Source organism: Mastigocladopsis repens PCC 10914 (assembly GCF_000315565.1).
Lineage (GTDB): Bacteria > Cyanobacteriota > Cyanobacteriia > Cyanobacteriales > Nostocaceae > Mastigocladopsis > Mastigocladopsis repens.
Map to the genome: position 1 here is coordinate 1,461,754 of NZ_JH992901.1, position 22,599 is coordinate 1,484,352.

At 43.2% G+C, this 22,599-nt stretch carries 19 protein-coding genes and 2 pseudogenes; 8 read left to right on the plus strand and 13 right to left on the minus strand.

Going from position 1 to position 22,599, the window contains the following annotated elements:
* Positions 1–17 precede the first annotated feature (17 nt).
* From MAS10914_RS0108720 to MAS10914_RS0108740, 5 genes are all read right to left on the minus strand, one after another.
* Positions 18–674 (minus strand): hypothetical protein, encoded by a 657-nt coding sequence (locus MAS10914_RS0108720; RefSeq protein ID WP_017315540.1) that lies wholly within the window; start codon positions 672–674, stop codon positions 18–20.
* Between the two features lie 84 nt (positions 675–758).
* Complete coding sequence (locus tag MAS10914_RS0108725; protein WP_017315541.1) at positions 759–959, minus strand: NAD(P)H dehydrogenase subunit NdhS; 201 nt, start codon at positions 957–959, stop codon at positions 759–761.
* 101 nt (positions 960–1,060) lie between these two features.
* On the minus strand, positions 1,061–2,374 hold the full coding sequence (gene rodA, locus MAS10914_RS0108730; RefSeq protein ID WP_017315542.1) for a rod shape-determining protein RodA: 1,314 nt from the start codon (positions 2,372–2,374) through the stop codon (positions 1,061–1,063).
* A gap of 100 nt (positions 2,375–2,474) precedes the next feature.
* A complete protein-coding gene (locus tag MAS10914_RS0108735) occupies positions 2,475–3,545 on the minus strand; it encodes an Mrp/NBP35 family ATP-binding protein (protein WP_017315543.1) in 1,071 nt (356 codons plus the stop codon).
* Positions 3,546–3,747: 202 nt separating this feature from the next.
* Positions 3,748–4,272: a hypothetical protein gene (locus MAS10914_RS0108740; protein WP_026082424.1), complete on the minus strand. Its 525-nt coding sequence runs from the start codon at positions 4,270–4,272 to the stop codon at positions 3,748–3,750.
* A gap of 640 nt (positions 4,273–4,912) precedes the next feature.
* Here MAS10914_RS0108740 and hemF point away from each other — a divergent pair.
* The gene (gene hemF / locus MAS10914_RS0108745; protein ID WP_026082425.1) at positions 4,913–5,959 is read left to right on the plus strand and encodes an oxygen-dependent coproporphyrinogen oxidase; all 1,047 of its coding nucleotides are present in this window, start codon (positions 4,913–4,915) and stop codon (positions 5,957–5,959) included.
* Positions 5,960–6,357: 398 nt separating this feature from the next.
* Entirely contained in the window at positions 6,358–6,726 is a 369-nt protein-coding gene (locus tag MAS10914_RS0108755; RefSeq protein WP_017315547.1) for an STAS domain-containing protein, read from the plus strand.
* A gap of 187 nt (positions 6,727–6,913) precedes the next feature.
* Here the strand turns inward: MAS10914_RS0108755 and MAS10914_RS0108760 are convergent, their stop codons facing one another.
* Positions 6,914–7,513, minus strand: a complete 600-nt coding sequence (locus MAS10914_RS0108760; RefSeq protein ID WP_017315548.1) for a chromophore lyase CpcT/CpeT — start codon at positions 7,511–7,513, stop codon at positions 6,914–6,916.
* Between the two features lie 197 nt (positions 7,514–7,710).
* Here MAS10914_RS0108760 and psb29 point away from each other — a divergent pair, with 197 nt between their 5' ends.
* A complete protein-coding gene (gene psb29, locus MAS10914_RS0108765; RefSeq protein WP_026082426.1) occupies positions 7,711–8,418 on the plus strand; it encodes a photosystem II biogenesis protein Psp29 in 708 nt (235 codons plus the stop codon).
* Between the two features lie 79 nt (positions 8,419–8,497).
* Here psb29 and MAS10914_RS32685 read toward each other — a convergent pair.
* From MAS10914_RS32685 to MAS10914_RS0108775, 3 genes and pseudogenes are all read right to left on the minus strand, one after another.
* Positions 8,498–8,749: pseudogene (locus tag MAS10914_RS32685) on the minus strand (phage holin family protein); the annotation flags it as partial.
* Positions 8,750–9,005: 256 nt separating this feature from the next.
* On the minus strand, positions 9,006–9,599 hold the full coding sequence (locus MAS10914_RS35450; RefSeq protein WP_017315551.1) for an ExbD/TolR family protein: 594 nt from the start codon (positions 9,597–9,599) through the stop codon (positions 9,006–9,008).
* A gap of 36 nt (positions 9,600–9,635) precedes the next feature.
* On the minus strand, positions 9,636–10,418 hold the full coding sequence (locus MAS10914_RS0108775) for a MotA/TolQ/ExbB proton channel family protein (protein WP_017315552.1): 783 nt from the start codon (positions 10,416–10,418) through the stop codon (positions 9,636–9,638).
* Positions 10,419–10,634: 216 nt separating this feature from the next.
* Between MAS10914_RS0108775 and MAS10914_RS0108780 the strand changes: the two genes are divergently transcribed.
* Together MAS10914_RS0108780 and MAS10914_RS0108785 are read left to right on the plus strand one after the other, a co-directional pair.
* Complete coding sequence (locus MAS10914_RS0108780) at positions 10,635–10,949, plus strand: YkvA family protein (RefSeq protein WP_017315553.1); 315 nt, start codon at positions 10,635–10,637, stop codon at positions 10,947–10,949.
* Positions 10,950–11,210: 261 nt separating this feature from the next.
* Complete coding sequence (locus tag MAS10914_RS0108785; RefSeq protein WP_017315554.1) at positions 11,211–12,014, plus strand: sugar phosphate nucleotidyltransferase; 804 nt, start codon at positions 11,211–11,213, stop codon at positions 12,012–12,014.
* A gap of 458 nt (positions 12,015–12,472) precedes the next feature.
* Here MAS10914_RS0108785 and MAS10914_RS0108790 read toward each other — a convergent pair whose 3' ends face one another.
* A complete protein-coding gene (locus MAS10914_RS0108790) occupies positions 12,473–15,688 on the minus strand; it encodes a glycoside hydrolase family 15 protein (RefSeq protein WP_017315555.1) in 3,216 nt (1,071 codons plus the stop codon).
* Between the two features lie 365 nt (positions 15,689–16,053).
* On the opposite strand from MAS10914_RS0108790, the gene MAS10914_RS36135 reads away from it, so the two are divergent.
* Both MAS10914_RS36135 and mgtE read left to right on the plus strand, forming a co-directional pair.
* Complete coding sequence (locus MAS10914_RS36135; protein WP_269635048.1) at positions 16,054–16,188, plus strand: hypothetical protein; 135 nt, start codon at positions 16,054–16,056, stop codon at positions 16,186–16,188.
* A gap of 994 nt (positions 16,189–17,182) precedes the next feature.
* Positions 17,183–18,526 carry a magnesium transporter gene (gene mgtE / locus MAS10914_RS0108795; RefSeq protein ID WP_026082427.1) on the plus strand — a complete coding sequence of 448 codons (1,344 nt, stop codon included), beginning with the start codon at positions 17,183–17,185 and terminating at the stop codon, positions 18,524–18,526.
* Between the two features lie 98 nt (positions 18,527–18,624).
* On the opposite strand, the gene MAS10914_RS0108800 is transcribed toward mgtE, so the two are convergent.
* Positions 18,625–19,617, minus strand: a complete 993-nt coding sequence (locus tag MAS10914_RS0108800) for an SDR family oxidoreductase (RefSeq protein WP_017315557.1) — start codon at positions 19,615–19,617, stop codon at positions 18,625–18,627.
* Positions 19,618–19,723: 106 nt separating this feature from the next.
* Here MAS10914_RS0108800 and MAS10914_RS0108805 point away from each other — a divergent pair, with 106 nt between their 5' ends.
* A complete protein-coding gene (locus MAS10914_RS0108805; RefSeq protein WP_017315558.1) occupies positions 19,724–20,299 on the plus strand; it encodes a PadR family transcriptional regulator in 576 nt (191 codons plus the stop codon).
* A gap of 149 nt (positions 20,300–20,448) precedes the next feature.
* Here MAS10914_RS0108805 and MAS10914_RS0108810 read toward each other — a convergent pair.
* Positions 20,449–20,661, minus strand: a pseudogene (locus MAS10914_RS0108810) (hypothetical protein); the annotation flags it as partial.
* A gap of 308 nt (positions 20,662–20,969) precedes the next feature.
* A complete protein-coding gene (locus MAS10914_RS0108815) occupies positions 20,970–22,589 on the minus strand; it encodes a mucoidy inhibitor MuiA family protein (RefSeq protein ID WP_017315560.1) in 1,620 nt (539 codons plus the stop codon).
* Positions 22,590–22,599: the final 10 nt, after the last annotated feature.

Sequence of the window (22,599 nt, forward strand, 5' to 3'; positions counted from 1 at the left end):
ATCTAAGAACTAACTACCTATGGGTGGATCTGGCTCAAAATGAACCGCAAGCGATCATAGTCGTCTTTGAGCAACACGCTCAAAGTACGTCCGGCTTTAATTAGCCATTGTCGGTCAGCTTTGCGTAACTGATACACCTCTCGAATAGCAGCTGCGGTTAAGGAATCCACAGGAGCACTGTTTACAGAAAGCAGTGTCCGCAGAAAATCTAGCTGTTCAGTGAATTTGATGATTGCTTCTGCTTCACATCGGTAAACGGCTTGATGAACTTGTGGGGGACGAGGAGGCAGATACTGATACACCCGCTCATTGGAAAAACGAGTATCTGCTGGCTGCTCAAATCCCACAATCACAGCACGGAATTCTGTTTTTAGCATAGCAAATATCTGAGGTTGCTCCTCTCGCAAATCCTGTAGAGACAGCCCCAGAGCCACTGCCCGGTGTACGGAATCTATGGGCATGGTGGTTGCATAATACACCACAGCATAAACTTGATTGCCCGACTCTTCATCAACAGAACGAATCCAGCTGCCGAAGGGAGGCATAGACGGAAAGCTCAAATCTTCTGGTTCCAAACATTGAGCTAAGATTTCGCAAGTAGAAGTCTCGATAACCTCCGCAATATGATTTGCATGGCGATCGCTTCTGTTAAACTGTGGCAGGGGAAGACGCATAACTTAAGTAAAAAGTCAAAATTAAAAGTTCAAAAGTAAAAAGGCAAAAGTTAACAATTTCTCTTTCTTTTGCCTTTTTATTTTTTACTTTTTACCTGCTTTACGTCCTGCTGTGGTTTCTACAAGTTCCAATTCCGACAGGCGAAAGGTAACTAATTTATCCCAGTTACCACCTTCAAACAGAACAGCGACTTTGCCATCGCTGACGCGTTGCACAAGTCCTTCAGAGCGATAATAGGTGTCTTTGGGATTTTTGACGCGAACAGTTGCTCCAGGTAGAATCATTTTCTTTCACCTTGCTAGTTACCTGTTAATAGCTTAATATTTCTCTGGCTACGTTTGTATTAGTGCTAATGACTAATCACTATTGACTAAATGATGACCGACTAATACCTCTGCCTTTGGCGAAAATTTGCCACTGATTCTACCAGTCCCAAGGCGATAAAGTTTGTAAGCATGGCAGAACGACCGTAACTCATCCAAGGTAGGGGTATGCCTGCTACCGGTGCTAAACCAACGGTCATGCCAATATTAACAATCATCTGAAACACAATCATAGACAAAACGCCTACCGCAAGCAGAGAGCCAAAGTTATCTTTGGCTGTTTGGGCAATATTTAACAGGCGGTGACAAATTAAGCAGAAGACAAACAGTACTAACAAACAACCAATAAAACCGAATTCTTCACCCACGGCAGAGAAAATAAAATCTGTATGCTGTTCCGGGACAAAATTTAATTGAGTCATAGGACCCCTGAAAAGACCCCATCCCCTCCATTCACCAGCACCAATGGCAATGCGAGATTGGATGAGGTGATATCCAGCACCTAAGGGGTCGTGTTCAGGATTCACAAATACAGTTAGGCGGGCTTTTTGATACTCTTTCAAAATATGGTTCCAGGCGAACACGCCTAATTCGCCACCCAAAAGGTTAAGACTGATTGCACCTATACCACCAATGCCGTATCTTGTTCCGGGAAGAGTCAAAAAGCCAAGCATTCCCATGGCGCCTGACCATAGTAACCCTAACGGTGTAAGAGATATCTGGTTGAACAAAACGATTGGTACTTCCGATAACGGCCAAGGTATACTGAATAGAATTGCTGCAACGACCGGAGAAACCAACAGTATCAACCAGCCTGGGTTGGCATTAGCCCAGTACAACATCCCCAAGACAATTGAACCAAACACCAGTGACGTTGCCAAATCTGGTTGCAAGAAGACCAATCCCCAAGGGACAGCAGTAATTGCCAAAGCTCTGAAAACACTATCAAGACTAGAAGCGGTGCGCTTGTGTAACAATGCCGCTAGGGTGATAATTAGACCTATTTTGGCAAATTCTGAAGGTTGCACGTTGAAGCCGACGATATTAATCCACCGTTGTGCCCCTTTGGCGCTCTGACCGGCTACCATCACTGCTATAAGGCTAATATTGGTGATTGTGTATGTTACCCAGTGCCACTGAATCAGATTTTCGTAACGGCTTCTAGCAATAAACAGGGCTATAGTAAGACCAATGCCACCCACGAGCCAATGCCACCACCAATCAGTGAGTCCCTGATTCAATTCCGTACTGCGGATCATGATGCCGCCAAATATAGTCAGAGCTATTGGTAAACAAAACAATAACCAATCGACTTGTTGCCAGGGTTTAACCCAATACTTCCAACGAATTTTAGGAAGCGAACGTTTTAACAACATTGTATGCTTTTAAACTTTAACTGTTAGATTTTAAATTTAGGTACAACTAAAAATCTGTATTCCAGCCTGATCAACTTCAACCAGGCGAAAATTCAAATTTCTATGTTAAGGCAGCAACTGATACTTTACCAGCTATGACTAGTGCGATCGCCTTTAACGCTTTGGCACTCGCTGAATCTGGTTCGCCAACAACTATCGGCACACCATTATCACCACCAATTCTAGTGGAAATCTCCAGTGGTACACACCCTAGCAACGGCACTCCTAACTCAGCCGCCGTTTTAGAACCACCGCCAGAACCAAAAATGTCATACTGTTTCTCGGGCATATCTGGTGGAATAAAATAGCTCATATTTTCTACTATCCCCAGGACAGGCACGTTCATCTGTTGGAACATCCGCAAACCTTTTCGAGAATCTAACAGTGCCACATTTTGGGGTGTGGTAACAATGACTGCTCCTGCCATTGGTACTGCTTGTGTCAAGGTTAACTGAGCATCGCCTGTTCCAGGTGGCATATCAACAATCAGATAGTCTAGTTCTCCCCATTGCACTTGATAGAGAAACTGGCGAATCACTCCATTGAGCATTGGTCCACGCCAAATCACTGGCTGATCTCGGTCGATTAAAAAGCCCATTGAGACTAATTTGACGCCGTGATTGAAAGCTGGTTCTAGTATTTCGCCTTTCTCTGTGGATCGCACTATCATCTCAGCATCACCTAGTCCTAACATGGTGGGGTCATTGGGACCGTAAATATCGGCATCTAGCAAACCTACCTTAGCTCCTGTTTGAGCCAGAGCAACTGCTACATTAACAGCAACCGTACTTTTGCCAACGCCTCCTTTGCCACTGGAAACCGCAATGATATTCTTAACCCCAACAACACCAGTGCGGTCAGGTAAGCTTTTTTGCTGGGGTGTTTCCGCTGTGACCTCTACGGAGACATCCGTAACCCCTGGAAGATTTTTCACAGCTTTTTGGCAGTCTTCCACAATAAATTCACGTAACGGACAGGCGGGTGTTGTCAATACCAAGGTAAAGCTCACCTTGCTACCATCAATTTTGATGTTGCGAATCATATTCATCTCTACCAGACTTTTACGGAGTTCTGGGTCTTGCACTGGTCGCAACACTTCTAGGACTGAACTGGAATCGAGGACATCATACATAGTTTTTTTAGCCTTACTATCGCAAAAATTTTTAACAAAAACTCATTCTTAATCTACTAAAATCTTAACTTTCAGTGCTTTGTTAATTGTTAAGTTAATGAGTCCAAAGTCAACATTGCAGAGTCTAAAGTCAATAGTCAATAGTCCGTACTCAGTGAGTTTAGAGTCAGTAGCTCTTTGAGTAATGACTAATGACTATTGACTAAAAATCTAAACAACCATCTTTTAAGGATTTTCTCTTCCCTGATACTGCTTGCAATGTCGCCCCCTCTACCGCTTCGACTAAGGATCGCGCTACTCGATCCGCATAGGGACGGGACAAAGGCCAAATTAAGGGCGATAACCAACCACGTAGTGTTACAGAATAAGACAAACAAGTGCCACAAACTGTGGACTCTACTTTGTAAGTGACCCGTTCCTCTACGCCAGGAATCGCCAGTACTCTTACGCTCAACAACTCCCTAGGATTAACGCACTCCACAAAAATACGAATGGGAATCGGTGACAAGCGTGTGACTGCTTGATAAATCAATCCAGGTTTAGGGACTAATCCATAGGGTACATTAGTACTTTTCAACAGTGGATGCCAGGAAACGTCTGCTATGTCAGCCACTTTTTGCCATAGTTCATCCACAGAAGCAGAACTAATCTCTCGATACGTCCGCACCAGAGAAGCGCAAAACCGACGACGTTTGCGGTGGATGAATTTGGATAACCAACCTCGCATTTTCCTATTCCTCCTCGCTACACGCTTTTTGGTAACTCTGGTATAGTCAGCATCTCGCTCATCTGTTGCATTAAACTTTCTTAAAATTGCCCTTCCCTCGCGTAAGTTGCCATTTGGCATATATGGCAACTTGATTGCTGTAGTATAGCTTCCCAGTTTTGGGCAGATATAATAAGAATCGATATGAGGTTCTTGTTGAACAGGTTGATTAGACCTTTGATACTCTAAGTGAGAACCCCGCAACCGGAACAATCCTTTCATATATGTTTGGTAAGCGCCGTATCTGTAGCCTCTCGATTGCGAATGTGGTAACAGATTCTTCTTTCGTAGATAAGAGTTGACATTTCCTACCGTTAAAAGTGCCTGTAGACTTATCTGCCACAGTTTAGTATCAATCGTAGAACTTTACATAAACATAAACAACTTGAAAAAAATAAATGAAAGATACAAGCATACACGCATTTGAGGGAAAATAACTATCTGTAGTCATGCCTGTCAGGCGTATAATCGCTTGACTATAGAGAAGAGCAGAAGAGCTCTTTGGGCAATTTTAGCCTGCTTTAGGGCGTCTGTTGCCCGTGAATTTTCAGTTGAAAAATTTGTTGATTTCACCCAAATTGTAATTTAGGTTATTGAGTTTATGGTGACTAACTCCCAAACCCCAATGCCAACAGAATCTTCACAAACCCTACCAACTGACGCTAAAGCAAGAGTCAGTGAGTTCATGAAACAGTTGCAAGACCAAATCACTCAAAAGTTGGCAGAACTGGATGGTGTGGGGACATTTCAAGAAGATATGTGGGAACGCCCAGAAGGAGGTGGCGGTCGCTCCCGCATTCTTCGTGAGGGTGCAATCTTTGAGCAAGCTGGGGTAGGTTTTTCTGAAGTTTGGGGTTCCCATCTACCGCCTTCAATATTAGCGCAACGTCCTGAAGCAGAAGGGCACATTTTTTACGCCACTGGTACTTCAATGGTGTTACATCCTCGCAGTCCTTACGTGCCTACAGTTCACCTCAATTATCGCTATTTTGAGGCGGGACCAGTGTGGTGGTTCGGTGGCGGTGCGGATTTGACCCCTTATTACCCCTTTGCAGAAGATGCAGTCCATTTCCATAAAACACTGAAGCAAGCGTGTGATGCTCACCACCCAGAGTATTACCCAGTGTTCAAGCGCTGGTGTGATGAATATTTTTACCTGAAACACCGTGGGGAAACGCGGGGCGTTGGCGGACTGTTTTTTGATTACCAAGATGGTCAGGGTGGATTGTATCGCGGTCATCAAAAAGACGGTGCGGCGGCGATTTACAGCGACCAACTGGGTACACCAGCACCACGCAGTTGGGAACAGTTGTTTGGTTTTGTACAACAGTGCGGCAATGCCTTTTTACCAGCATACCTACCAATTGTAGAACGGCGACACAAAATGGAATATGGCGATCGCCAACGGAATTTTCAACTGTATCGCCGAGGAAGGTATGTAGAATTCAACTTAGTCTATGACCGAGGCACAATTTTTGGACTGCAAACCAACGGACGTACCGAATCAATTCTGATGTCGCTACCACCCTTGGTACGCTGGGAATACGGTTATCAGCCTGAACCCAATTCTCCCGAAGCCCAGTTGTATGAAACCTTCCTCAAGCCTCAAGACTGGGTAAACTGGATACCAAATAGTCCTGAGTCATGAGTTCCGAGTACCGTGTATAAACTCACATAGAAATCCTGGTTGCTGTGAAAAGCTGAGTCCTAAAAACCTAGCACTCAGCACTCACCACTTAGTATTTCCATGAAAAATTAAATACAAAAAAATTGGCACTCAGTACTCACCACTCAGCACTTATTTAGTGAGCTAAAATACTAAAGAAAAGCACTTAGCAATAAAAATGACAATTGTTGCTGTAGCTTTTCAATCTCAGGCTACAACATCACACAATGCTGGTGCGAGTCAGATCAACTTACTTAGCTCGGAAATGATTCCGGTGCAAAAAAGGTGGAGATGACTCGGAAAAACAAGGCTTGTAGCTTTTGCCAGTTAAAGGCAAAACTAGATCGCAGTCTCTTTTTAGAGGAGTGTCAAGGGAAGCAGTGATACATATAGATCAAAAAACGTATAAAACCCAAGACGGCAATACCGTTATTGTTTTAACACCAGCTGGTCGCTTGGACATTACCACTGCTTGGCAATTTCGCCTGAAGTTGCAGGAGTGTATCTCCAAACTCAGTTGTCATCTTGTGTTGAATCTTGGTCAGGTGAATTTCATAGATAGTTCTGGTTTGACATCTTTAGTCGCTGGGATGCGTGATACTGATAAAGTTAAGGGGAGTTTTCGTATTTGTAATGTCCATCCAGAAGCAAAACTGGTGTTTGAAGTCACTATGATGGACACAGTTTTTGAAATCTTTGAAACCGAGGAGGAAGCTTTAGAAGGTGTACCTCGTATTATCGCCAGCTAAAGACAGTGCTGATGACTGAGGAACCAGCGCGGTGTGCAAACACAAGTCTAAGCGGATCTTTCCTCCGCTTAGAACTTCATTAAGATCTCAGCTACCACACTCCAAACTTTTCTCTGACTTTTCTCTGAAAACAGGGATTCTTATCAGCAAAAGAAAAATCTTCACTTCAAAACTTAGGACTCCTGGCTCAGTACTGTTCTCGCTTTGTATAGCAATATGGTCCCAAAATCGCTCCCCAAGTGGCTTTTCCAGTCGTAGGGTCAATTCCTTTATCGTAGCTTAGAAATTTATCATGGCTCACCTCAAAGCCCAAGGAAACTTGTATGATATTGTCACCAACACTAAAGCAGCAGCGAGTGTCTGGCGGTGGGGTAGCAGCGAAGTTATAGCGATTGGGAGCTAAAAACTTCTGGGTAACGTTAAGCACACAACTCGGTAGTAATTCTAAGTCGTCGGGTGTCAGTGTGTTGAGTAAAGCTCCGTTACGACCAGCACCAATAAGAGTACTTGGATTTTTGGGCATATAGTACTGCACTTTTAGGGGTGCATCAGCGTTACTCTCTTGTAAAAGCCTCATAATGCGCTGGCGGTAAGGTCGATCTAGGTTGACAATATTAGCTTGTTCGGCAAATATTGTAAGACTGTCTTCTTGAAACAGAGGGACTGGTCTTTGCCACAGACGCAGGTGAACGTACCAAGCCGACTCTGCAAGAGCTTGTTCTCGATTATCAAATTCACCAGCCAGATAATGAGCTAGAGCGAGAAGTTGTGGTGAAAAGGTCGTCATAGGTTGCGATGCACTGGCAAAATAGGGAATTCAACTCATTTAAGGTGTAAGAAACCGTAAATAATTACATATTATGGCTAGGTAACAACTAAAATGATCCCGAATTTTAAATGACTTGGACTCAAGTAGAAAACTAAACTTGGCAAAGTGGCACTAAAGCGAGAGAATAATAATACGTCGCCCTTGTAATTTGCTTTGTGAATAACGTCCGTACCGTATCTGATACTAAGCGAACTTTCTACAACCTTCACACCCGTCCTATAAACACCATTTATCGTCGGGTGGTAGAAGAGTTAATGGTGGAAATGCACCTACTGTCAGTGAATGTTGATTTTAGCTACGATCCTATTTATGCGTTGGGCGTCGTCACCACCTTTGACCGCTTCATGCAAGGCTATCAGCCAGAACGGGATAAAGAGTCGATTTTTAACGCCCTCCTTCACGCTGTAGAAGAAGACCAAGAGCGCTACAAACAGGATGCTCAACGTTTGCAAGCATTAGCAACAAGCTTAAGCGCTTCAGAACTGATTGCATGGTTAAGTCAGGAAACTCTTTCATCCCGAGATGCTGACTTTCAAGGCTCACTGCAAGCAATAGCCAACAATGGTACATTTAAATACAGTCGCTTGTTTGCGATTGGTTTATTCTCTCTATTAGAACAATCAGATCCAGAACTAGTCAAAGACGAAAAGAAACGCACTGAGGCACTCAAAAGAATTGCCACTGGCTTGCATATGTCTGATGACAAACTCAATAAAGATTTAGAGATATACCGCTCTAATATAGATAAGATGTCACAAGCCTTGACAGTTATGTCAGATATGGTCTCAGCAGAGCGAAAAAGACGGGAACAGCGTACTCAGCAATCAAGTACGACAGTGACTCCCCCAACGACTAATGAATAATTAGGAAAGTGAATTATAAATGATGAATTAAGAAAGTTGACTGATCATTCATCATTCATAATTCACCTTACGCCTAGCCTCAGAACGCTAATAATTTATATATAAGGCTACTGATGACTGAGAGCGCAAATGCTCCTATAACAGCGCTCCAAATACCGAAACGCAAGCGAAATCCTTGTACTAACCAGGCTGCAAGTCCAAAACAAACAACGGAAATAATAAAAGTAAAAAAGCCCGATAGCAAATCAAACGTGAAGATATTAGGGACTGCAAATACGACACGTAAAATCGGTCTGACCAATGCTGTCACAATTCCTAAAACTGCTGCGGAGTTGACATCCTCCCCGCCCTACAGGGTGGCGGAGGATGTCAAATATCTTTAGGTTTTGGCAACAAAAGAACGAGAGGACAAACAAGAGCAGGGGAAGCAGGGGAAGCAAGGGAAACAGGGGGAGAAAATACTTCCTCATCTCCCCATCTTCGCATCTGCCATTTCCCCATGACCTATTAGGCGCAGTATTAGTTTGTCCAGCAGGCGATATGGGATAAGAAGTCCCAGAATTAACTGGGGTAACACCTTGGTTAGTCTAAGGTTGATTAGGTGCTGTGGGAAGATTGAAACTAGGGCTGCTTTGTGGATTGATGGGAGTTATGGGCGCGGAGTTTGGTAGAGGTGCAGTTCCAGGAACACCAGGATTAGTTGGAGCATAAGGAGAAGTTGGCAGAGGCGAGTTTGTGGGTGGATTAGAGGAAGATGGTGTAGTGACAAAAGATATGCGATCGCCTCCCACTTGTCGCCACAAGTCTATGATTTCTATAACATCATTGTATGTCGCTGTCTGACTGACTTTTAGAGCCAAAATAGCGTTGGGAGTTTGTTGGAGATATTTCTGAAAAGCTTCTTTGATCTGTTCCCGTTTTACTAGACCATTGTCTATGTAAGTCTGACCAATAGCATCGATAGTCAAAGTTAATATTTGCCGTTGAACTTGTGCGTTCGCTCCGACAGTTGTAGATGCCGTACTAGTATTGGATTTAGGTAAATTAATACTTATCTCCTCTTGGCGGGTGAATTGCAAAGCCGCCAAAAGAAAAAATGTCAGTATACAAAAAACGACATCTATTAACGGAATGATTTGAATTTGAACTTCTTCGACTGGAGTGTGCAGGTTAACTTTCATTGTCTTGCTCTCATACCTGGGTTAGGGGCTTTTTTCTTAACTATCGTTTGGTTCTGACAAATCAGAGTCTGGTGGTGGTTCAGGTGTTTGAGAAAACTTGGGTCTGCCTTTTTTCCGAGGCGAATTCAAGTTATTCCGAGGAGATTCCCCTATAATTGTCGAAGGGATGACTCTATTTTCAGGTGTAGTATTTCTATAGTCAGGGGGAGACTGCCGATACAGCAACTCCATGTCATTGCCTGCCCTACGAAAAATTTTGACTTGGTTAACGACAAGAGCTTGAAATAGGCGGTAAAATGCCAAACTGGTGATAGCAACAATGAGTCCTGCTGCTGTACTAATGAGGGATTCCCCAATACCTGTAGTGACTCCAGCTGTGGATTCGGTTCCTAAATCACCAATGCGAATTGAGCGTAGAGACTGGATCAATCCTAAAACCGTACCTAACAATCCCAACAAGGGCGAAAGGGCAATGACAGCTTCCAAGAGTTTTTCGCCTCGTCGCATTCCAGCCAATTCGTCTTCTGCTGTTGCTTCTAGCGCAAGTCGAAAACTTTCTGCATCACTTTTTGGTAAGCTTAAAGGCGCATAGAGAAACCGTCCGATAGGCTGGTTCGTTGCTTGTCTGGCAATGTCAGTAGCCGACACCCAATCTACACGAGCTGCATCCAAAACGCGCTCAACTATTTCCTTTTCCTGGTTTAAAATTCGCAACCAGAACCACAAACGCTCAAAAATGACACTTAAAGATAAAATCGACAGGGCAAGCAATGGCCACATTGCTGGTCCGCCCTTTTTAAACAAATCTAGGATATCCACTGTTGTAGGTTTCCTCCATCTATTTGTGGTGCAACTGTCCTAAAGCACTTAATCTTAGAAATTAAAGCACAACTTTCATAATCGTTTCATTCACATTCAAGGGTTGGGTGCCCATAACTTGCGAGTAGCATCTTCCAGACAAACTAGGGCGGTTATTCCCACAGGAAGTGTAGGTCATAATTTGCCAAAATTAAAGATAACTGGAGGTTAAAATCTATGAATCCAATTCAATCCCTTTATAATTGGTATCGCAATTTACTGCGTAATCCCAAGTACCGCTGGTGGGTAATTTTAGGAACACTGGTTTATTTTGTCAGCCCGATTGATATTCTTCCTGACGTCATCCCCATTGTGGGAGAAATTGATGATGTCTTTGTGTTGACATTGCTAGTTACTGAGGTGTCTGGGCTAATGATTGAAGGCTTTAAACAGCGTAAGGGTAATGTTGAGACCAAAGCCGCCAATACTACCGAGGGTTCCACCTCTACTAGCGCAAACACAATCGATGTTGACGCCGTTTCTCTCAAGTAGTGTCGGTAACAGTATCAAAAATAATAACCGCCTCCTTCTGATACGTGCTCACAACTAGGCTTCTTAGAAGGGGGATATTTTTTTAGCTATTTGTCATCTGTCATTAGTTATTAGTTATTCAACTATAGACTGTAGGCTCTAAACTATCTTATGCAATGTGCATTTAATTCACCACTTACTGGCTATTGTATGATATTTACGGAGTTAAAATATTTACCCCATATCGGCAGATAATTCTTAACTATTCATTTTTGATAACCTATGACCAAGCGCCAAATCATTGGACTGCTACCTGCTGGTGGACAGGCAACCCGGATTTCTCCCTTACCACTTAGCAAAGAGTTGTATCCGGTTGGCTTTCAAGATTTTGGTGTTAAATGTAACTGGCGACCAAAAGTAGTTTCTCAATATCTGCTGGAAAAAATGCAACTAGCAGGCATCAATAAGGCATATTTTATACTGCGTTCTGGTAAGTGGGATATTCCAGCATATTTTGGTGATGGCACGATGCTTTCTATGAGCTTGGGCTATCTCATTATGGGTTTGCCTTATAGTGTCCCTTTCACGTTGGATCAGGGTTATCCTTTTGTTCAAGATGCTGTTGTAGCCTTGGGTTTTCCTGATATTTTGTTTCAGCCTGAAGATGCTTATGTACGGGTACTCACACGCCTTGAGGTTAGTAACGCCGATGTTGTCTTAGGATTATTCCCTACCGATAAACCTCATAAAGCGGGTATGGTCGATTTTGACGATGAAGGTAGAGTGCGGCTGATCATCGAAAAACCTCGCCAGTCAAATTTGCGTTATATGTGGGGTATTGCGGTTTGGACACCTGCTTTTACACAGTTTTTGCACGAGTACCTTATGACTCTCAAGGCAAATAACAACCTAACACAGCTACCAGAAACACCCATTGGCGATGTCATTCAAGCTGCTATTAATAAGGGTTTTCATGTAGAAGCGGAAGCATTTGGTGATGGTACTTATCTAGATATTGGCACACCGGATGATTTAGTCCGAGCCGTGCGGCATTTTGCTGCTTTGGCAGATGGGGAAGGTCAGTAGAGGTGAGATCGCCCGTGATGGATGAAAGAAAAGCGATGACGCACACTTAGACTTCTTGCTCTACCAAAAGCTGCGAGCTGACGACAAACTACTACGACTAGCGACGCATAGGGAAACCTCAATTGTTCTGTAGCAACTTCTTAAGGAAATCTATTTTTGGGTGCCAAAATTGTCACAATGTTACTGGAAGAGAACAACAAGCGCCTGACATTTTCCCAAAACCCATTTTTTTGCGTTGCCCCCTCAGCAACTGTCGCTAGTTGAGTGAAAGACTCACTTAGGGCTTGTGATTGTTCTAAAGTCTGGTGGGTAAGATGACTAAAGAATACGTAAATATACCTGAGCGGCTTCCAAATAAAACTTGTAATCGCTCAATGACGTAATCATAAATTTGTTGCTACGTCCCTAAAAATTGGCTTGGCTAGGGTGCGTTACGCTGCGTTAACGCACCATGCGTCTTAAGCTGCTATATCTTGCCCAAATTCTGTCAAGAACCTAAACGCTTTCACAACATAACTAGCGCACTCTCTAGGAGAGGTGTTGTAGAACGATCGCCACGCGCTCGCTTTATCCTCATCGTACCGCTCCCTTCTTCCAGGATGACTTTCTAACCATGCCAGTCGTACGGCGTGACCGATTAACACATCCAACACTATATATGCTTGAATTTGCAAGTTGGGGTTGTTGGATGCAATTGCTGCTAATTCCATCAATGTCTCAATACAAACTTGTCGATACTCCGGAGCCTCAATTTTATTCAACAGATGCTCTACCTGTAAGGCAAAATTCTTTTCCCCTGCTGTCATCTCTGACAAAATGACCGCACTATCCAAACGATTGCGACGTTCTAACTTATCGCCAATCACCAAGCCTTTGCAATGTTCCATCACCAGCCAAACCTGCTGAAAGAAGTCTTTTGGTACACGTCCTGTTGCTCCCTCAGCTTGACGAAACCGTCGCCAACCGCCTGGTTGCACATCTATCTCATCTCCTAAAGCTGGTAGCACCACCCAATCAATGTCACTTTCTTTTTGTTTGACGTGCAGAGATTCTTGCTGGCGTAACAGCTGACTTGTGCTGGTGTATTCAAATAATACCTGACGAACCCTTGTGTTCACTTCAAAAGGCGAGAGTTGCATGAGGTGTTCGTATGCCTCATCCTGAGTGACGTTTAGCTTCCGTGCCAGTTCGCTTGTAATCAACAGGATGATATAGCCAACTCTCAGTGTCAGTAGTCCATTAAACAGTTCCGGTTCTGTCTTAATGAGGGCACTCAGATAAATCAGAATTTCCTGAGTCAGAACGCGATCACTTATATCCTCTCGACAAAAGTGATTTATTTTCTCAACAATTTCGCTATGCGACAGTGGCTTTGTTATCAGCGAAGCTTCACTGTAAGCTTTACCTACCGCAATTTGCTTACCGCGTACCACAATACTCGTCACCACATCTGATAAGCCGATATCGCTCATTTGCCGCAACCCCGCAGCCCGACGCACAACTGCCCAAATGCCCGAGTCACCTGCTTTAGTGTAAACTTCATCAAGCAAATCTGCCACCGTCACGGGACGCCCCGGTCCACCAAAGCCTGTATCAAACTCCAGCCCTTCCAAACGAATCAAAGTCTGCAACAACTCAATTTGCTCGTAGAGATTTTCTGATGAACGCAAAGAAGATAGCAACAATTTTAAATTGGTTTCACACTCCATTTGGAATTCTTGAGTATGCCTTAAAGACCAGTTTTTGTCTGGATTGTAAATTAGATAAGAGCAGCGAAGCGCAGCATCTTTGACGGAAGATTGAGAAAATTCAAAATCTTCTTGCAGAAAATCAACCCGTTGTGTTCCAGCTGTCAACATCAACTGATTAAGCCGCCCCAATTTTACCCGGACACCGTTACAAACACCATCTTTGAGTTCTTGCATCAGAGCAAGCAATGCCTCACTACCTGTTTCTAACATGGTGTGAGTCAACATTAAAGTTAGGATAGGACGCCCTAAATCTATCCAATATTTTTGAATGTAAGCAAGTTCACTTTTCATTTGATACACCAGAAAATGGTAATCAAGAGTTAAGTAGAACACTTGGGAGTCTAAAAACGAGGGCAGAAAGACAACTGTCTCGCCACGGAGGCGAAAAATCTTAGATGTTGTCAAACTCCGCAGACGTCGCACTGGACGTCCAGTTAAACCAAGTTTATCGTTGCGTCCAATCTGAGTATAAATGGCTGAAAGGTCATCAGCCTGTCGAACCTGAATTGGTTCTACTTGCTTGGGCGTTTGCGTTTCAATGCCATGAACTGCGAGTTTTCCCTGTAAATCCTCATCTTCTGCTAGTAAGGCGATTTGTACCAAAGGTTCCCGGTGTTTACCCATGTACAAATGCCTTCCCAAAGGGTCGATATCTCCAACCGCTATTAACCCTTCACTCAACATTTGACCAAGAAAATACAAACTCTGTGCCCATACTAAGGGAATATTTTCGTTAGGTAAACGCGGCTGACTTTGGGGTGCTAACTTCTGGGCCTCTACAGACTCAGCTGGGACATAATAAAGTTCTGGTAATAGACGCAAGCTATTACGCTCAACTAATAAAGACTCTACACGCTTCTGGTAATGTTTCACTTGGTCTTGTTCGCCGCGAAACAACCCATCTAGAAATAAATAGGTGAAAAATAAAGGCCATTCACACTCAATATGCTCAAATTGTTTGAGTTCCAGAGGTTCGTAGTGCAAGCGGTTTGTATCTTCTAAAACTGTTTGATGTCCGTCGCGTAAAAAGCGCTTGCAACCGTATTTTCCTTCAAGTTTGTGAATGATATCATTGCGTGTGCGATCGCGCAGTTGCACATCTTCTACCGCAAACGCTGGAAAGCTAATAACGCTCAACAGCGCCGCATCAATTTCCTTGGATGGCGATTCTCTAGGTAATAGGGATTCTAGCGTAATCCTGGCACGGGCAATTTCATCTGGCAGCGCATGAATCACCGATGCTTGACAACCATGTACGCCAAATAAATCCAAGCCATTGATAGCTTCCAATGCGGCTTTTGCCATGCCTAGAGAACTGGCGTTCAATTCTGCGTTGCCATGATTAATTTTATTGCCTCGTTCCCAAATACCGTAATCTGGAGTACGGTACGCTCGTCCAATGTAGTAAACCAAATTTTGGACGAAATTCACTTCATCAAAAGTGAAAATTATCTGCAAGCCTGAAGCAGTCATTTGCGCCAATATCAGTAGAAATATTGATGTGGCATCCAGTTGCAAATGTCCCCATTCGTCATCGCCAACAACGATATCGCCTGTAGCTGTGTTGTACTTGGCGTGTAAAGCATCCAACGGCGATTGGGTATGCTTGAATTGCTCTACTTTAGAACTTTGACGCATCATAGCAAACAACAACCCCCGCATGAGCTTGACAACGCTGTGTTCTAGCTCATAGGCGCGTCCCTTGTCTTCATCAACTTTGCGGTAAGCGAGTGCCAACCCCCAAACCGCCAGAATGCTATAAACGTTATCACGCACCCAAGCATCGGTATAATCACCGTGGGCAGTTATGGCTGTACTTGCTGGTAGCAAACCTGTAATTGGGTTCTGACGGGCAAGGATAATTGTCTTGATTTGCTGATAATAACATTCAAGACGAGCTTGCAGTTGAGCGGCTGTTTTCATACTTGATTTTGTAAGCTGTTTGCGGAATGCAACCCTGAGGCTGTGAAGTGAATTATGTAAGCAAAGCCAAAACTACCTCTGTAGTAGGCGATGATATTGCAGCTTTGAGTAGGAAATGAATTTCTTGTCTCCTGTGAAGATACAAGCTACTTTTTCAGTTGTCAGAGAAATATACTCTAAATTTCAGATTTTTTCAAATCTTTATCAGCAATTCGCCTATTTTATCTTTTTCTTTAAATTTGTTTTGTTAGTTATAAATAAGGATTCTTTTTTGTAAAGAAATAACCGTAGTAACTCAGTAGGTGAAATATAGTCACTTACCAGAAAATCCAAACAAGCAAATTATTCTTTAAAAGGGGTTAATTGTGTCTATACGTTATAACCAAAATCATTCTCCATTAGTGAAAGTTGTTTACTCTCAAGTGAAGGTTAACGGCAAAATTGAACTGATACCACTAGAGTTATATGCCGATGGCTCACTTAAGCGAATTGTTACGTAAAAAGTTAGTGATTAATTATTAATCTCTAGTTCAAAGCTTTTTACCAAATAATTAAAATTTAATATTCCTCCTCGCATTATCCCCCTTAAACCTGTGGTTTAGGGGGTTTACCTATACTTCTTGCCAGCAACGCTCGTTTAAATAGGTTTAACATCCTTCAACAAAAGTTCTACAAGAACGCTTTTTTAATAAACTGCCGAGGACGCAAAGGACAAAAAGGACAGAGCAATTGCAGAGTTTACAAACAATTTGGGATGACTTTAAGTCTCTAGGTCTATCTGATGAGAGCGATATTTTTTATTTTTTATTATCCGGGTGGAGTAATCAACACCTAGAAAAAAGTTTTATGCACCCCAATTTATTCCTGTGGATGTATTCACCACTCAGAATCCAGGTGGGATAAAGAAAATGTGATAAGCTAATGAGCATTCAATTTGCATAAAGCTAAGGCTGAAGCCCTTACTACAAGCGAATCATTCTGGAAAAATGAATGACGATTAGCTTCGCTGCTATTGTACAGGAGGTTTAAATTCCTGAAATAGTACTTGGCAACTGCTTACGGCAATCTTTGTCTAGCAGGGATTGCCTTACAGTCTGAAACTAGTTCAGTATGATTACGCAACCTCTATCTTTGCACATAAAGATAGGCTACTCATCATAAAGTAATCATTTTAACTATATAAAGTTTCTCTTTAAATTAATTTGTATGCTTGACAGAGACACTAACAGTAGTAGAATCAACTCAAATCAACAGGCATCAGGGTGAGGAAAAATTCAGTGGCGTGGAATAGAACAAGTTCCATACACTGATTTTCAATATCTACCGGATCACAGTGCTCCGGGTTAGTATTATGACTTAGCGATGCCATTGATTGGTAATCGATATTGAGTTTCTGAGATTTTATGGACCAAAGTCCACAAGACGGCAGTACCAACCTCCCCTGATCTGTGAGCTTGTCTCCCAGCGCGGGGGAGACAATAGGAGGTTTTTATGATGCTCACGCACGATGTTCGCAATTCAGTTATTGATGTTGGCGACTTAAACCAGCTCAAGTTGGATTTGAATAGTTTTCAACCCGTTGATGCGGGAGAGTATATTACACAATTGCCCAAGCGACAACGGGCGATCGCATTCCGTTTACTCAACAAACACCAGGCAATTGATGTCTTTGAATATCTGCCTCCACAAGTGCAGGAAGAAATTATAAATTCCCTGCATGATGTTCAGGTAGCGCACATTGTCGAGGCGATGAGTCCGGATGAACGGGCAGAATTGTTTGACGAGTTGCCGGCTGGGGTTGTCAAACGCCTCTTACAAGAACTTAGCCCAGAACAACGGCAAGCAACAGCAACGATTCTCGGCTATTCTGAAGGCACCGCAGGACGTGTGATGACAACAGAATACGTGCGGTTGCGGCAAGGATTGACTGTCGGAGAAGCTTTAAGTAAGATTCGACGCCAAGACGAAGATAAGGAGACGATTTACTATGCCTACGTGACAGACGATAACCGGAAGCTAGTGAGTGTTGTCTCGCTGCGACAGATGCTGTTTACCTTTCCTGATGTTTTGATCGGAGATATTGCCAGCGATCGCGTCATTAAGGTAAGAACAGAAATGCCCCAGGAAGAAGTTGCCCGAATCATGAAGCGATATGACTTAATCGCTGTCCCTGTGGTTGACCGCGAAGATAGACTGGTAGGTATTATCACGATTGATGATGTGATAGATATTCTGGAAGAAGAAGCCACAGAAGACATTCAAAAACTGGCGGGTATAAGTGGTGATGAAGCAGCTTTGTCCCCTCCTCAAGTCACCATTCGCAAGCGCTTGCCTTGGTTGTTGGGGAATATTGGTTTATACATCGGTGCAGCTAGTGCGATCGCCCCTTTTCAGAGTGTCATTTCCCTCGTACCCGTTCTGGCAGTCATCATGCCAATTTTATCTAACACCAGTGGTAATGTTGCCATTCAAGCCTTATCAGTGACAGTACGGGGTTTGGGTGTTGGCGAAGTCACACCGTTAGATACCTTGAAAATTCTCCGTAAGGAAATCTTAGCAGGGTTAGGCACCGCTTTAGCCCTAGGTATTGCCCTTGGCACACTTTCAATGATTTGGTCGCCCCCTCACGAACGGTGGGTATCTATAGTTGCAGCCACAGTGATGGTTGTCAATGTCTTCATAGCCGCCTCATTGGGAACAGTGCTACCCATGACTTTGAAGCGGTTAAACCTCGACCCAGCTTTAATTAGTGGTCCCCTCTTGACGACGACCTTGGATGCAATCGGGTTTTTGACTTTTCTATCGATGATTTCAGTAGCGTTGCAGATATTTAAATAAGTGTGCATCAAATGGGGAATTGTTAGTAGTAAGTTGTTAGTTGTTTTTTATATCTACTAACCACTAACTAATAACTACTAACCATTGCCCCCCAATTTTTAATAGTGTTTTCGATACCACTCAACGACATCATCCAGTGTCTTTTCCAAAGGTCGGAAACTTGCCCCCAATTCTTTGATTGCCTTTGCAGATGAAACCTGTCTTTTTAAATGCATGATTCGGATACCATCAAGAGGAAGCATCGACCTGTTGTTGGTAAGTCGAGCATAGTTATCAGAAAACCAGGCAACAATTAAAGTCAAAATGTAGGGAATTCGACGTTTAGGAGAAGGAATAGCACTGACTTTTTCTAAAGTTTGGAAAAGAGTCTCAAAATTGCAAAATTGCCCAGCTGTAATGTAACGTTTACCGCTCTTGCCATACTCTACCGCATTAATCATTGCCTGTGCCACATCCCGCGCGTCAACTACACAAGTTCCGCCATCCAGAATACCCGGCATTTTTTGATTGAGATAATCCAACACAAGTTGACCAGCACCTGTTGGTGCAGCGTCTCTTGGTCCAAACATCCATCCTGGTAAGATTAAAGTAACTGGTAGAGAGTGCTGTTTGAGAAATTCAAAAATTGCATCCTCTGCTAATACTTTGCTTTTGAAATAGAGATTTTTGATTGCCTGCTGCTCGGGTGGAGTAGATTCGTCACCAGGTACATTCGCAGCTTTCATTCCCACTGGACCCGCTGAACTTACGTAAATGACTTTTTTGATGCCTTGCTTTTCTGCCTCTGTTAGCAATTTAATCGTGCCCTTGATATTAATATCCTCAAGCATCTGCCAGTGATTGCCAGGTTGATAATATTCCCGGAAATAAGCAGCGGTGTGAAATAAAATATCGCATCCGGCTAATTCTTTAGCAAAGCTATCGATGTTAAGCATATCGCCCTTTACTAGGGTGACATCTAAATCGCTCAAAAGCTGAGATGCTTTTTCAGGCGAACGGACTAAGGCTTTTACTGAATACCCTTGTTCTAATAACAAGCGCACCAAATTGTTACCGAGTAATCCGGTACTGCCAGTGACAAATGCTTTCATATTGCTTCCTATTGGTTTTAAATTTGCTCTATGCTTGTTGCCACAGCGACACGAGCGAACGTGGAATTTTATTTATATATCTACAAGATATATATCTGAGTAATATATGTCAAGAGAGAACAAAAGCAAATACGCCATTTTGGGAATACTAAGTTTTGGTCCTAAGTCCGGTTACGACATCAAAAAGAAGATAGAGACAGTGACCGGCAACTTTTGGACTGAAAGCTACGGGCAAATTTACCCTATCCTCAAACGATTAATGGCTGAAGGACTGGCGACTCAATCAGTAGAGGAGCAAGTAGGTAAACCAGATCGCCACGTCTATACGCTCACAGACAAAGGGCTAGAGGAGTTGCAACGCTGGTTAATAGAACCTGTTGAACCTCAAGTAGAGCGAATCGAAATTTTATTAAAGCTGTTCTTTGGAAAGCAAGTTACTGTCGCTGATAACATTCGTCATGTGCAGCAATTCCGGGAACTGCAACAGCAGCAGCTGCAAAAGTACCAAGTTCTTGAAGAAGAGGTGAAGGTAAACGGGACTGATAATCCGAATTTTCCTTACTGGTTAATAACCGTCAGCTACAAGCTACACGTTACGAAGGCTTTGATTAGTTGGTGTGACGAGACGCTAGCTAGATTAAAGCAGATGACCGAGGAAACATTAAAAGACGTTAATGAGTGATGAGGTTTGTCATTACACTTAAGTGCAACTACTAACTAGTGCATAAGTATAATACTCTTCACTCTTTCTGCTCTTTATGGCAATAATTCTTGCTTGTGACCGATCTATCTGTGCAGTATAGCAATGCCTGCCCACTAAAAATGCTCTGCTCACTCCTGAGTTCTCAAAGTTTGGGCGACGAGGTAGACTTTAGTCCATTCACCCATTGCCTGATGGGATTTGAGTTTTAATTGTTGGGCTGTGTCTTCTATGGAATAACCTGCTTTACGCAACTCCAGGACTTGGCGCTGCAAGGGTGTCAATTGTTCATGCAATTGCTGCCACTGCTTTGGTGTTAGCCCCAAGTTATGTTCTTTTAAGCTCGCTGTTTGGCTAGTTGTAGCCTTTGTTGCATATCTCGCAATTCCTGCCCTAAGTACAACTCGTCATTAATCGGGGTCGGAAATCAAAATGTTGACAACTCTGGACAATGATTCATCCCTCAGGCGAATTCCGAACCCCCTTTTATAGTGACGTGTACTAAGCGTAGCCGAGAAGCATCGCTAGGGTCAGATGCCAAAAATAGCATTGTAACAGAATTGTCACTGTTCATTCATCGTCGCACAAATCTAATTGCCTACCAATATACCTTTGGGTCTGGTGATTCTATGAAGTTATCCCAGAATAAACTTTATATATCCAAACCTATAACCGTTAACTCAGGCGGATGCTCAACGATGAATTGATAAAATATTTCACATTTTCCCTGCGGTGGAAGAGTTAAAGCCCATTCCAATATTCCCATCTCACCTACTTGAATTTGCGGGTTGCTACGGCTCAGGCGGACTTTAATTTGTTCGTTACGACTGATTGGTAATTGTTCAGTAAATTGTAAATTGGCTTCTTGATTTTGTAAGTTAGTAATAACTATCCGATAACCATAAGTCATTCTTCGATTGTTATCAATCAGCTTTTTGTCTACCTGGCGCTCAACTAAGTCACGCTCAATTTTCAAACCCTCATGCATCCCTAAGTTAAGCGTGAAATCTTGCCCTGGTGCGATATTCTCTAATTGAGTTATTCCAACAAATGTATTATCTCGGAAAATATTTGCTTTCCCTGGTAACAAAGTCACGCCATTAGCACTATTTTTCACATTAGCTTGTAGATAAGCAAAACTGACCAAGCGTGGTACTGCTATATATTCAAAGCTACAAGGGAAATCGTCATTAAAAATTGTCGTTTTGTGAGGTGCGCCATTACTGGGAATGTTTCCGCCGTTACTCAGTTGAAAACTGACTGCACTACCTTGTCTAGATTCTGCGATGACAGTTTCAGCAGCAACGAGATTTGCCTGTGGTTCTTTGGTTTCTCTAGTTTGACTGTCCCCATTAGCAAGAGCAGGCATAGCCACAGAAGCAGCTTGTACGGGCGCTAGTTTTTGCATCTGCAGGAACTCTGGTGGACGTAGTACGTCAATATACCAAGCTTCCAATTTAGGTGGCATTACCAGTTCTGGTTGAGCAGTAGAGAGGGTCAGAGATACGTTCATCCAATCTTCACCAGTGCTTTGGGTGACTTCAGCAAGATAGGCGAGATTAATGCAATTGCTACTCGTACTCACCCGCAAGTCATACAACGGAGTCCAACCGGCACGACTAACCACGTAGGATACTTCTAGCTCAAACTCTCCGGCACCCGCAGGCTCAATTGCCACACTCAAGCTAAAACTTTCCTTAGATAATGGTGTTTGTACTTGTTGCCATTGTTGACGGAGGACTTGTAGCTGCTTGTCTAATTCCTGCTGTTGGATCTTGCACTCTGCTGTAGCAATAGCATACTCGCTGTACTGGCTTCCCAAAAAGTTCAGAAAATCCAAAGTTTCGCTCAGGCTCAGATTTTTCCGCGACAGACTCTGTGCAAAGGGTTCCTCTGTCTTTTCACGCAAGCCTTCGATAAACCTTGACTGCAAAGCCAAACCATCCACTTGCGCTTGCAGAAAGTTCCATTCTGCTTCTAATTGCTGAATTTGCCTTGTCAAGTGAGTCAAACGTTCGGTGAAGGGTTCGCTGGAGAAGACGTGCTCTGTACTGACTCCCAGCAGGCGTACTGCGACCTCACCTGTACCGCTAACCCTGATCGACTCAGTTTCTATGGTAACTGGCAGTTGAATAATTTCTAATTCTCGTTCAAATCCTCTCAGGGCTAGAACACCCCGTCGTGTCACAAGGGCTTGGTCAGTATACACCGTAACAGCTACAATCTCAGTCTCTACTGTTTTTTGCACAGATGGTACTCCCGGGTTAGTCACTGCCAGTTCT